Genomic DNA, 12,330 nt, shown 5'->3' with positions numbered 1-12,330 from the left:
TTCGCCAGGGGTTGAAACCCGGTCGGACTATCGGTTTTACCTTAATGAGAAAAGTTAACGGTTTCGAGGAAAATTTCGAGATGAATTTCCGTAAACTCGCATTCAAACTGCACTTGTATTTGGGGTTGGTGGTAGGAATATTTCTAGCAGTAATAGCTTTAACCGGCTGCTTGCTGGTTTTCAGCCCCGAAATCGAGCGACTCTTCAATCCCCAACTCCTGCAAGTCATTCCTCAATCCGAACAGATACCGCTGGAAAATGTCCTGCAAATTGTCGAAAAAGCTTATCCGCAAAATCAAGCTCTTAGTATCTTGCTGCCGCGCTCAGTGAAGGAAGTTTGCCAAGTTTGGATGCTGTCAAAGAGTGAGGAAATAGTTAGCGTTTTTGTCAATCCTTACAGTGGAAAAATTACGGGTACGCGGCTTGGGAAACAAACTTTTACAGGTTTTATTTTGACGTTGCACGCGGAATTAGCGGGAGGAGAATTCGGTCATCTTGTTGTCGGTACTTGCGGTCTAGTAATGCTAGGACTAACTTTTACGGGTTTGGTATTGTGGAGTGGTTGGCGCAATTTGGCTCGCGGATTTTCTATTGATTGGCAAGCGCACTGGCAGCGGACTGTATTTGATTTACATAACGTTTCTGGCATTGTATCGGTCGCTTTCCTCATACTAATCTCTGCTACAGGGACAGCGATAATTTTTTACACGCCGGTTGAAGCGGCTTTGTATTGGCTAACAAATGAAAAGCCACAGCCAGCATTGACTTCTCATCCCCAATCTAGCAGTTCGAGGCAAAACCTTGACGAAATATTACAGCAAGCTAATACCGTTTGGACAGAAGCTAAAACCACTTTTATTTCTCTGCCTTTGACACCTGAAGAAACTTTTAAGGTACGGAAAAAATTTCTCGATGACCCGCACCCAAACGGGATTAGCACCATTTATCTCGACCAATACAGTGGCGAAATATTGCAGGCTGACAGTGTAAATTCAGCTTCTGTAGCAAATCGAATTCTCAACTCGCTTTATCCGCTACATATTGGCAGCTATGGCGGAATTTACTTGCGGCTGGCACACGCGATCGCAGGATTAGCAGCAATTGTACTGTTTGTTACGGGTGTAATGATGTCGCGGCAGCGGCATTTAGCGAAATTTTACCGCAAGGAGGCGAGACAGCAATATGAAGAATTATCTCCCCTTAGCCAGCAATGGCCTTGGTTTTAATGAGAGCTGCGAGCGGTTTGATGCGGGTGTCAATCGATTTTAGATTTTAGATTGAAGCATTGACCCCACGGATAAATTCGGGGGGCAAGTTTCTCGGATACACGTTTTTTATTTCTGGGTCCTGAGTCTGCTTTCGGAATGAATCCGGGGGCTTATATCCTGGATGATTTCGGTCATTCTCCTGCCTAAAAACTCCGATTCTCTGAATTTTAAATCCTATCGATCGCCTATTTAATGCAAAAATTTCTTCAACTATGGCTGGGACAAACGGCTTCGATGATTGGCAGCGCTATGTCCGCGTTTGCGCTGACTATTTGGATTTGGGAGTCCACCAGTCAAGCCACAGCTTTGGCTTTGTTGATGTTTTTTACTCAATTGCCGCGCATCTTTCTCGCTCCGGTTGCTGGCATTCTCGTCGATCGCTGGAATCGAAAATTTTTGATGGGAATCGGTGATGCAGTTTCAGCTTTGTTAACGCTCACTATCCTCTTACTTTATATCAGCCAAAACCTGCAAATATGGCATATATATGTAGCGGCTGCGATTAACGGAATTTTTGACCAAATTCAGCAGTTAGCTTACTCGGCAGCCATCGCCACAATGATGCCAGAAAAGCATTACAGCCGCGCTAGCAGTTTAAGTTTTTTGGCAAGTTACGGTGCGAGTATTATTGCTCCGACACTGGCGGGGATTCTCTATTCTGCGATCGGGTTGAGCGGGATTTTTACGATCGACCTGGCAACTTTTACAATAGCGATCGCCACGCTAGTATCTGTCAAAATACCCCAGCCCGCGATCGCGCCAGCGTTGCGGAGCAATATCGCCTCCAATCCCCAGCCGACTCGCTTTCACCTATTGCAAGAACTCAGCTTCGGATTCCGCTACATCGTGGAGCGTCCCAGCCTGCTTGCCTTGCTGGTATCGGTTTCGCTATTCTGGTTTGCTCACGACATCGGCGCGGCCCTCTACTCACCGATGATTCTGGCACGCACCGGGAATAATGCCAGAATCCTAGGTACTATCCTTTCAGCCGCCGGCGCAGGCGGCGTTTTAGGAGCATCGATCGTCAGTATTTGGGGCGGGCCCAAACGCCGAATCCAGGGCTTCCTGCTCGGCATGGCAGGCGCGGGCTTGAGTAAAATAGTCTTTGCTTTCGGTCAGGCGCTTTCCATCTGGATTCCCGCTCAATTTTGTTCGTCTTTCAATTTCCCCATCCTCGGCAGTTCCAACGAGGCGATCTGGTTGGCGAAAGTCCCACCAGAGGTACAGGGGCGCGTTTTTGCTACCAGAGCAGTTATCGTGCAATTAGCGTCAGCGATCGGTTTATTGATCGCAGGGCCACTTGCCGATCGCGTCTTTGAACCCGCCATGCAACCGTCCGGTTTTTTAGCAGCTATTTTTGGCCCAATTATCGGGACAGGTGCCGGTGCTGGCATGGCTTTGTTATACGCTATCTCCGCGCTAGGCTTATTGCTCGTAGCAGTCGGTGGGTATGCTTCCCGACTGCTGCGCGATGGCTAAAGCGGAAACGGAAAGAGGTCTTTTAACTTCTTCCCTCTTCCCTCTTCCCTCTTCCCTCTTCCTTCTTCCCTCTTCCTTCTTCCTTCTTCCTTCTGCTATAGTTTCTGGCGCGAACTCAGGTGAGCTTCAATTTCCGATCGCGATCGCCATACAGGGCGCAATTCCTTGCGAGCAAATAGCTGCAACTGATCGCCTGCGTGGGGGGAACCAGGTTGAGTGGCGTTGCCGTAACTGTTTAGCGCCATCGCTTTCACAGGATTCGAGAACTCAATCGCAGCGACAAAAGAATCGCCTGCAACCGCTTGAAAGCGATTGTCTTTCCCAGGAGCGAACCATACTGAGCGAAATACACCCAAATCACCGTCAGCTCCATTTGCAGGCAGATTCGCCTCCCCAGGCAATCGGAAGACTTCCCCCCATGCCACATCTAACGCGCCATAAGTTACCTCAACTTTGGTTGCTGTCGCTTCCAGCACCTGCACCGCCTCCGCAGGATTTGCCAACCCGTCTGGCGTCGTTAGCGGCGCATCTTCGCTCCAAGGTTTAGCGAATAACCGATCGGCATCCATCGCTTGTTTCCACAAGGCAAACAGCACCGCACCGCGACTGTCAGCATCGACTTTGCGATCCCAAGTGGCGAGAACTTCCGCAGCGCGGCGCGCTTTTTCACTGCCTTGCCGTGCGGCGGGAATTAAATCATCCAGGAGGCGATCGGCGAGTTCTAACTGAGTGGAATGTTTGTATTGCATCAATTCATCGAAAGAGATTTTTTCATCTTCTAAGAGCATTTTTGCCGATCGCTGCGATCGCAAATCCATCGGGCCGCGCGGTGCCATGTAGGCGGGATAATTATCCGGTGCGATCGGGCTGGGAAACGTCGTCGTCCAAGGCGGATCGTTGGTATTTTGCAACCAACCGCTGGGCGGATCGACAACGCGCGGCAAATCCGCATAGGGATGATTTTTGCTCCACAAAGTCTCTGAAGTATTGCCTGCGATCGTGCCTGACCAGTATTTAAAATCTCCATTTTTGCGTATGGGAACTTGACCGTTAAACAAGTGCATGATATGCCCCTGACGATCGGCATACATGACGGTAAACATGGGAATTTCTAAGCGCTTTAAAGCGGTTTCAAATTCAGAAAAATTCTTTGAGAGGGCCATATCCCACCACTGCTGGAGGGCTGCTGGTTTATCCAGTCCGACAACGCGCAGGGCGATCGCTTTGCCCTGTTTTTCTGTGAGAATCGGCCCGTGAACAGAACGTCGCACTACTAGAGATTCCGAGCGCAAATTCCCATTCTTTTCTTTGACTTTTAAAACCTTCTCTTCCCTGTCAAAACTTCGGATTTTGCCATTGAAGCGATAGCCATCGTTAACGAGGGACAATTCGTAGGCATCCCAGCCATCGTGAGTGTTGACAGTATGAGTCCATCCCAAGTTGTCATTAAAGGCGATCGTTAATACAGGAAATCCGACGAGAGTCGCTCCGTAAGCGTTAATTTCTGGGGCAATCAGTTGCGCTTCGTACCATAAATATAAATCCGACCAAGGAAGGTGAGGATTTGCCAATAGCATAGCATTGCCGCTTTGAGAATGGGAAGGAGCGATCGCCCAACCATTAGAGCCTTTAGGGGTGTCATTTTCAGCGAGATTTTCAACGCTATCTGGCTCGACTATAAAAGTAAAATTGATTACACGTTGCTCGTGTGCCAATACATCTGCAGGTTTGAGCGGCAATGCTATCTTTAATTCTTCGGTGAGCGCCTCTGGGTGTTCTTTTGCATAGGCATTCATTCCGCCAACAAAAGCATCGAGATAGTTGCGAAAAATGGGACTTTGTGATTCATACCACGCATTGGCGCGATTAGGAATTCCCATAGTTTTCACCCAGCGATCGGATTCCAGATAATCTTCGCCCCAAAACTCGGCAGCTTGCCCGCGAGCTTGCCCGTAAAGACGCAAAATCAGATTACCGTGACTTTGCATCTGCGCCCACCCAAAAGCGTAGAAAAGGCTTTTAATATTCTCTCCGTAAATGTGTGGAATTCCATAGGTATCCCAAAGAATTTGATTGCCGATTTCAGGCGCGGAGCGAGGCCCATTATTGAGGAGCAAAACTAAAATAAAACTCATTAATAACGAGACAATCCGTCGGGTTTGTTTTTTTAGTTTTAGAAACACTGGAATTTAATTGGCTAGGGTTAAACTGATGAGACATAACGGCATTTTAAATAAGCTGCACGAACAAAACGCCGAGGATTTAAAGCCATTTTATGGAGAGATAGAAAACTATACCAAATCCGATGCCCAAAAAGCTAACCTATCTACGTCCATCTGCAGTTAAAAAAATAACACCTCTTTGAGAAATCCAGAAAATCAGAAAAAAGACCCTATGTAAATCAGATCTGGTATTGAAAAGCCTCACCTACGCTCACCAAATTGAAAAGCGCTATAAAACGCCGATGTGTCGGCTGTAAAGCGCATAATGTCATTGGTGAGGAGGGGGGTAAGCAAGTAGGGCGAGATAGGTTATAGGATTATTTTTTAAGCTGCCCCTGTTGCCAAGTTCCCTCAACTTTCGTTCCATCTGCATATAGATAAGAACCTTGACCGTGTTTTTGCCCGTTGAGGAATTCACCTTGATAGCGATCGCCATTGGCGTAAATGCAGGTACCTTTGCCGTTGAACTGACCATCGCTGAATTCGCCTTCGCAGCGATCGCCATTGGCAAAAATGAAAACTCCTTTCCCGCTCATCTTACCCTTGACAAAAGTGCCTTTATAGCTATTTCCATTGGCGAACTCACGGACACCTTCACCACTAAATTCTCCATTGTCAAAGAGCCCTTGATAACGTCCCCCTTCTTTAAAAGTAAATAACCCCTGACCTTGAAGGTTGCCCTTCACAAACTCTCCTTCATAGCGGTTGCCGTTCTGATATTCGCGAACCCCTTTACCGTGAAACTGCCCTTCACTAAATTGCCCCTCATAACGGCCTCCTTCAGCAAAGGTATAAATTCCCTGCCCGTGAGGCAGATTATTCAGCAACTCTCCTTCGTAGCGGTTCTTATTAGCATATTGACAGACGCCTTTGCCGTTAACTTTTCCTTCTTTAATATCTCCTTCGCAACGAGTGCCATTACTGAACGTAAAAACCCCTCGACCGCTGGGAGAACTATTAGTAAAAGAGCCTTCGTAACGAATGCCGTTAGTTGAGGTAAAAGTTCCTGTACCGTCGAACTCACCGTTTTTGAAAGTTCCTTCGTAGCGGTTGCCGTTAGCAAATTCGCGGACACCTTGACCGTTGAATTCACCATCGGCAAATTCTCCTTGGTATCGACCTTCTTCTTTAAAGGTATAGATGCCTTGACCGTGAGGTTTGCCGTTGAGAAATTGGCCTTCGTAGCGATCGCCGTTGGCATATTGACAGGTGCCGGGACCGCTGAGTTTTCCTTCACTCAATTCTCCCTCGCAACGTCCGCCATCGGGTAAAGTAATTACTCCTGCCATTGCGCTGTCAGGGTTGGCAAACAATAAAGCCATTCCCAAGTTTGAACCAAGTAAGATAGCAAGTCCAACTCGCGGAAGTTTACTTAATATTGCTGACGACATTCCCAAACTCATAATTCACAAAAAATTCAACTTTTAACTTTGCTATTCCTTGGACTGTGCTATAGAATTCCCAGCCAAATTGCTAGAGTTTCAAAATAATCCCTAGTCAGTGAGATCGAAGATAATGGATATTTTTTCTCCTTGAAAGCCACTCTCTGATGGGGCATATTTCCTTTCTTCTACTGTTTTCATCGCTGCCTTATTCAAGTCGTTGTATTTGCTAGGACTCAAGATCTTGATGTTGAATGTCTTACCGTTGGGGTCAACGTCACAAATGAGATCCACTCGGCCTTCGCGCCCTTCTTCTCTGGCTGCGATCGGATAGTTAGGTTTACCGCAGCCACTAATGCAAGTGGTCAGAGGCGCGCCGGGAGGGCGCGAAGGCCCCCCTCTTCCTGGATTTGTCGGTTTTTGCACTGGCCCCGAACCGCTTCCAGAGCCTCCGCCTCCACGACCTCCGCCTCCAGGACCTCCGCCTCCAGAACCTCCGCCTCCAGGACCTCCGCCGACCGAGCCTCCGTCGACCGGGCCTCCGCCTCCAGTGCCTGGTAAGCCAGCCGTCGCCGATCTTCCCAATCGCCCGGAACCATCGCCAAATGGCTCTGAGGAAGGTAGGTCCCCATTTGCGCTGGCGCCAGATAGTGAGTTCGACGCACTTCCTCCAGGGCTTCCACCGACCGGGCCTCCACCGACCGGGCCTCCAGAGGCAAGGTTTCCTAAACCTCCGATCGCATTTCCAGAATTGCCACCGCCTCCTGGCCTAGTAGCTGTGACTGGCGACCCAGCCCCGGGCGATCGCTGTATGGGTCCGGAAGAAGGATTTAATGGCTCTGAGGAAGGCTCTCCGCTACCCGCCGAAGCAGATGGCGACGAGAGCGGGTTATTTTTTTCAGGGCTGTCTGAGGAGTTAGGATTTCCAGCATCTTGTGTAAAGTCTCGGGGATTCCCAGCGCCCTTGGGGCGGGAGTCAGGAACGGGTGGTTCGCTTTTTGGAGGAGCGGGGGAGGGGGTTTCGGGTTCGTTGGCGATCGGCGTTTTAGGAGTTTCTGGGGAATTTAAATTTTGTTTAGGTAGAGGGGAAGGCTCCACTGGAGTTGGTGGCGGAGTTTCCGCTACGGGTGGCTCTTTCTTAATCTCTGGTGGTGGCGTTACCGCTGCGGGTGGCTCCTCTGGAATCGGCGGTGGCGTTACCGCTGCGGGTGGCTCCTCTGGAATCGGCGGTGGCGTTACCGCTACGGGTGGCTCCTCTGGAATCGGTGGTGGCGTTGCTGCTACGGGTGGCTCCTCTGCGGGAGTTGGCTCTGGTGGCGGTTCTGGTTTGAAGGTCTCAGGTGGGGGAGATACCTTTTCTGGAATAACTGGCTCTGGCTGGGTTTCTTCTACTTTGGGCTCATCAAGCACAACAACTTCAATGGGATCCTCTGCAAATTCAGCAGGTTTAACCAACTTGAGGCTCAACGGTAGGGCGACACCGTGCAGTAAGGCTGAGCCTAACAGACTGATCGCCAGAACTTTTTTGAGTGCTTCTTCTTGTTGTTGTCTGTGCGTCGCCGAAATATTTGAAAAACTCATGCCTTATCAATCTCCTTGATGGATGGGTTGGCAACGTCCTCGCTGGCTCCCCCACATAACCCGAAACAAGCTACCCACTTCCGGTTGAGCTTGCTATCAATTATGAACCTACCCATCCTATAAGAAGACTGTCACCCTTTTCAAGACTCTTGCAATTTATTTTCATTATTTTATTTTGATATAGCGAGTAGACGCTACCAATCAGCATTTCCTTTGGGTGCGCCTACGTCGCTCTCGTAGGTGCTGTTAATGTTCTCATTGTGGCAGGGCAACCTTCCACAATGCCTTAAATACAATACTTTAGCCCGGACTCTACCAACAAATTTCAAAATTTTCAAGCTTTTCAGAGAATACTTAAATATAAGTAGACTTAATATAGTAATATATTTTAATAATAAATATTTATTTTAAAGAGTGGACGATGGCTTGACAAAGGCTGAATTTTGTGGAAACCTAGTTGAGAATCTTTTAAGTTATTGAAGGTTTTTGTCAAGTTCTAACGCAAATCTTTAGCAAAAAAGGACTGGCAGAAAAATCGGTCGCGTTCTCGGTCGCGATCGCAGTAGAAGAATTTTGGGTAAAGACGAAGATAGTCACATACAGGTAGTGCGATCGTGCTTGAGTGAAACAATTCTCCGTCTAAATCACTTGTGCCGACTTGACGCAGAAACTTTACCAGCCTTAGATCATCGGGCTAATTGCAGCATTAGGCAGCTTGCGATCTTTCAACAGAGCTAGCGAGAGTACAAACCAATGGATAGTCTCATTTACATTTTTAAGGCCGCAGGCATTGTTGCTTGGCCGCTATTTGCCTCGTCTATCGCAGCAGTCGCCCTGATCATAGAGCGTCTTGCCTTTTGGTTTAGGGTAAATCGGCGGCAGCGGCGAGTTGTGCGAGAAGTGCTACAGGTCTACAGTCAACATCCCGATTCCGCCATCAAAAAGTTACAAGTAAACGGCGATTTGCCCCTAGCCCGGATTTTTTTAGAAGCTTTAGAATTAGACTCGCCCAACATCGAAGAATTTCGTTTGGCCCTAGAGAGTGGCGCTCAGGCAGAAATCCCTATCCTGAAGCGATTCAATACAATATTTGACACCATTATCAGCCTTTCCCCACTATTTGGGTTGCTCGGAACAGTTTTGGGGTTAATTACCACCTTTTCCTCGCTCAAACTGGGGGATGCCACGGGCACCAATGCTGCAGGCGTTACTTCTGGGATTAGTGAAGCCCTCGTCTCTACAGCAATAGGGTTAGTGGTGGCAATCTTTACACTCTTATTTGCCAATATGTTTCGCGGGTTTTACTTACAGCAGATAGCTTTTATTCAGGAAGCCTCCGGCCAGTTAGAGCTATTGTACCGTCACCGCTACGAACAACTACTAAGAGAATCTAATTATGCGCCTACCCGATGAACCTGATAATATTCCCCAAATTAACATCGTGCCAATGATTGATGTGGTCTTCGCCATATTGACATTTCTAATTGTTTCCTCTATGTCTTTATCCAAATCCGAGGGTCTGCCCGTAAATTTACCGAAAGCATCAACCTCTCAAGTTCAGGACTCGCCTGCTAAAATTACCGTCACTATTGATGCTCAAGGAAAATTAATGGTTGATAAAAAGTTAGTCAACTTAGACCAGATTGAGAGTACGGTGCGACAGGTGATGGGGTCAAATCAGAGTTCCTTAATTGTGTTGAATGCGGATAAAAGCGTCAATCACGGAAATGTGGTGGAAGTTATGGATAGATTGCGCCGAATTAAGGGAGCTAAGTTAGGGATTGCTACCGCAAAGTAGAGAGATTCTATAATTACTAATTTGTAATTTACTCACGCCTTTAAACTGAAATTACCCTGTGCCGCTCTAGTAAAAAAAACTGTAAACCTGATTGAGAGCTAGTCCTGAATAGTCAGTACAATTCAGGACTTTATTTGATAAAGCAGTTAAAAATTAAAGTCCTTACTGTCAATAAACAGCAAGGACTTTAATTATTTATTCCTGAGTTTTAAGAACGAACATCCTTACTACACACGTTAAATACTTGCCATCACTTCACGCGCTGCTGCCAAAGTTCGATCGACATCTTCCTCAGTATGAGCCAAAGAAGTAAATCCAGCCTCAAACTGCGAAGGAGCCAGATAAATGCCGTGCTCCAACATTCCCCGGTGAAAGCGGCTGAACTTCGTCAAATCCGACTTCTTCGCATCCTCGTAATTGTGAACCGGGCCAGCCGCAAAAAACAAGCCAAACATCCCGCTAATTTGCCCGCCCCAAACCGCGTGTCCGGCTTCCTTAGCAATTTTTAGCAATCCATCAGACAGTTTTTTGGTAATCTTATCCAACTGTTCGTAAGTGCCGGGTTTTTGCAGCAATTCCAAAGTCTTAATCCCAGCAGTCATCGCCAAAGGATTTCCCGAAAGCGTACCCGCTTGATACATTGGGCCAGCAGGAGCAACCATCCCCATAATATCCCGCCTTCCCCCGTAAGCTCCCACCGGCAAACCGCCACCGATAACTTTACCCAAAGTAGTCAAATCCGGGGTGACACCGAATCTTTCCTGAGCTCCGCCGTAGGCGATGCGGAAACCGGTCATTACTTCATCAAAAACTAACAAAGCACCGTTATCTTTAGTAATTTCCCGCAAACCTTCGAGAAAACCTGCATCTGGGGTAATAAAACCGGCATTGCCCACCACTGGTTCGAGAATTACACCTGCTATCTCGCCGGGATTTTCGGCAAATAAAGCTTTAACTGCTTCTAAGTCATTGTAGGGAGCGTTGAGGGTATTAGCAGTAGCGGATTTCGGGACGCCCGGTGAGTCGGGAAGGCCGAGAGTTGCGACGCCGGAACCGGCTTTTACCAAGAACATATCGGCGTGCCCGTGATAGCAGCCTTCAAATTTAATCAGTTTATCGCGTCCGGTGAAAGCTCGCATCAGCCGCAAAACGGCCATACAGGCTTCGGTGCCGGAGTTGACAAATCGCACCATTTCAATGCTGGGAACGGCATCGATGACCATTTCGGCGAGTACGTTTTCCAACAGCGACGGTGCGCCGAAACTCGTACCTTTTTCTAAAGATTCGTGCAGGGCTTTGATGACTTCCGGGTGTGCGTGGCCGCAGATGGCTGGGCCCCAAGTGCCTACGTAGTCGATGTATTGGTTTTCGTCAACGTCCCAAATGTAGGCTCCTTTTACCCTGTCAAAGACGATGGGCTGTCCGCCTACGGATTTGAAGGCGCGGACGGGGGAACTGACGCCACCTGGCATCAACTTCTGGGCTGCTGCGAAAATTTCTTCTGATTTGGTCGTTTTCAAGGTTGTGGAAACCAATGTTTTCTCCTTAGTGAACGTCTGTTGTTGGTAGAATAATTTTATAACCAGTTCAACATAAAGGTTAGGTCGATTCAAGGAAACTATTCTAGTAAATTTTAGGGTACAAACCAATGAGTAGCAATACTAGCTTGGGTTTTTCAGGCTTTGTAGCACCCACATCGATCGCCCTAAAGTGTAATTTTTTGTAAAAGAGTTCTTGACAATTTACCCCTCCCTTGCTCAATCTTCTCTCTTCCTTTGCGTCCTCTGCGTTCTCTGCGGTTAATTAAAAAAAAATCTCCGACAGGAAAGCGTTAATCTATCTTACCAAGTTGAAATAAAATTATGTCTACTTCTGATTTATCAAGTTTGAGCCGATCGATCCCAATTGAAAAGATTCGTTACGACGATCGCGGTTTAGTTCCTGCGATCGTCCAAGATTATTTGGACGGTACGGTGTTAATGATGGCCTGGATGAACCGGGAGTCGCTGCAAAAAACGCTCTCTACCGGGCAAACTTGGTTCTGGAGTCGATCGCGCGCTGAATTATGGCCAAAAGGCGCGACTTCGGGACACGTTCAAAATGTCAAAGGGCTGCGTTACGACTGCGATAGTGATACTTTGCTAGTCACTGTCGAACAAGTCGGAGATATTGCTTGTCACACAGGAGAAAGAAGTTGTTTCCACCAAGTTGATGGGGAAATTTCACCGCCGCCAGGGGATATGTTATCTCAATTATTTGCCGTAATTTGCGATCGCCGCGACAATCCTAACGAAAGTTCTTATACTTGCAAGTTGTTCGAGGGTGGCGACAACAAGATTCTCAAGAAAATTGGCGAAGAATCGGCGGAAGTTGTAATGGCTTGTAAAGATGACGACAAAGAGGGGATTGCTGGGGAAGTTGCGGATTTATTTTATCATGCTTTGGTTGCTTTGGCTCACCATGAAGTTGATTTGAGAGAAGTTTACCGCAAATTAGGCGATCGACGAAAATAATCCTTTGTAGTAAAGACTTTAGTCCTTAAGTTGCCTAAATTTATCATAAAGGACTGAAGTCCTTACTACAAACAGATCGAGGACTGA

General features: G+C 47.6%; 9 protein-coding genes. 5 read left to right on the top strand and 4 right to left on the bottom strand.

From position 1 onward, the window contains the following. Window positions 1-80 precede the first annotated feature (80 nt). Both QUA53_RS10800 and QUA53_RS10795 read left to right on the top strand, forming a co-directional pair. Entirely contained in the window at window positions 81-1,226 is a 1,146-nt protein-coding gene (locus tag QUA53_RS10800) for a PepSY-associated TM helix domain-containing protein (RefSeq protein ID WP_333096999.1), read from the top strand. A 234-nt stretch (window positions 1,227-1,460) separates the two neighbouring features. Further along, complete coding sequence (locus tag QUA53_RS10795) at window positions 1,461-2,747, top strand: MFS transporter (RefSeq protein ID WP_333097001.1); 1,287 nt, start codon at window positions 1,461-1,463, stop codon at window positions 2,745-2,747. A 95-nt stretch (window positions 2,748-2,842) separates the two neighbouring features. Here the strand turns inward: QUA53_RS10795 and QUA53_RS10790 are convergent, their stop codons facing one another. The 3 genes from QUA53_RS10790 to QUA53_RS10780 form a co-directional block, all read right to left on the bottom strand. Further along, a complete protein-coding gene (locus QUA53_RS10790) occupies window positions 2,843-4,882 on the bottom strand; it encodes an acylase (RefSeq protein WP_333248839.1) in 2,040 nt (679 codons plus the stop codon). 404 nt (window positions 4,883-5,286) lie between these two features. After that, the gene (locus QUA53_RS10785) at window positions 5,287-6,291 is read right to left on the bottom strand and encodes a hypothetical protein (RefSeq protein WP_333097006.1); all 1,005 of its coding nucleotides are present in this window, start codon (window positions 6,289-6,291) and stop codon (window positions 5,287-5,289) included. A 171-nt stretch (window positions 6,292-6,462) separates the two neighbouring features. After that, on the bottom strand, window positions 6,463-7,932 hold the full coding sequence (locus tag QUA53_RS10780; RefSeq protein ID WP_333097009.1) for an energy transducer TonB: 1,470 nt from the start codon (window positions 7,930-7,932) through the stop codon (window positions 6,463-6,465). Between the two features lie 753 nt (window positions 7,933-8,685). Here QUA53_RS10780 and QUA53_RS10775 point away from each other — a divergent pair. Both QUA53_RS10775 and QUA53_RS10770 read left to right on the top strand, forming a co-directional pair. Beyond that, window positions 8,686-9,345 (top strand): MotA/TolQ/ExbB proton channel family protein, encoded by a 660-nt coding sequence (locus tag QUA53_RS10775; protein WP_333097012.1) that lies wholly within the window; start codon window positions 8,686-8,688, stop codon window positions 9,343-9,345. After that, entirely contained in the window at window positions 9,329-9,730 is a 402-nt protein-coding gene (locus QUA53_RS10770) for a biopolymer transporter ExbD (RefSeq protein WP_333097014.1), read from the top strand. The genes QUA53_RS10775 and QUA53_RS10770 overlap by 17 nt, the downstream gene beginning before the upstream one ends. A gap of 236 nt (window positions 9,731-9,966) precedes the next feature. On the opposite strand, the gene hemL is transcribed toward QUA53_RS10770, so the two are convergent. Beyond that, entirely contained in the window at window positions 9,967-11,265 is a 1,299-nt protein-coding gene (gene hemL / locus QUA53_RS10765) for a glutamate-1-semialdehyde 2,1-aminomutase (protein WP_333097016.1), read from the bottom strand. A 327-nt stretch (window positions 11,266-11,592) separates the two neighbouring features. On the opposite strand from hemL, the gene hisIE reads away from it, so the two are divergent. Next, window positions 11,593-12,243 (top strand): bifunctional phosphoribosyl-AMP cyclohydrolase/phosphoribosyl-ATP diphosphatase HisIE, encoded by a 651-nt coding sequence (hisIE, locus tag QUA53_RS10760; protein ID WP_333097017.1) that lies wholly within the window; start codon window positions 11,593-11,595, stop codon window positions 12,241-12,243. Window positions 12,244-12,330: the final 87 nt, after the last annotated feature.

Origin of the sequence: Microcoleus sp. Pol12B3 (genome assembly GCF_036701355.1) — a bacterium.
GTDB lineage: Bacteria > Cyanobacteriota > Cyanobacteriia > Cyanobacteriales > Microcoleaceae > Microcoleus.
The sequence above is the reverse complement of the archived record's forward strand: the minus strand, read 5'-3'. Positions and strand labels throughout refer to the sequence as shown.

Excerpts from the sequence above, each read along its gene's own strand:
- QUA53_RS10800 (WP_333096999.1), top strand. The coding sequence starts at position 81 with ATGAATTTCCGTAAACTCGCATTCAAACTGCACTTGTATTTGGGGTTG.
- QUA53_RS10795 (WP_333097001.1), top strand. The coding sequence starts at position 1,461 with ATGCAAAAATTTCTTCAACTATGGCTGGGACAAACGGCTTCGATGATT.
- QUA53_RS10790 (WP_333248839.1), bottom strand. The coding sequence starts at position 4,882 with ATGAGTTTTATTTTAGTTTTGCTCCTCAATAATGGGCCTCGCTCCGCG.
- QUA53_RS10785 (WP_333097006.1), bottom strand. The coding sequence starts at position 6,291 with ATGGCTTTATTGTTTGCCAACCCTGACAGCGCAATGGCAGGAGTAATT.
- QUA53_RS10780 (WP_333097009.1), bottom strand. The coding sequence starts at position 7,932 with ATGAGTTTTTCAAATATTTCGGCGACGCACAGACAACAACAAGAAGAA.
- QUA53_RS10775 (WP_333097012.1), top strand. The coding sequence starts at position 8,686 with ATGGATAGTCTCATTTACATTTTTAAGGCCGCAGGCATTGTTGCTTGG.
- QUA53_RS10770 (WP_333097014.1), top strand. The coding sequence starts at position 9,329 with ATGCGCCTACCCGATGAACCTGATAATATTCCCCAAATTAACATCGTG.
- hisIE (WP_333097017.1), top strand. The coding sequence starts at position 11,593 with ATGTCTACTTCTGATTTATCAAGTTTGAGCCGATCGATCCCAATTGAA.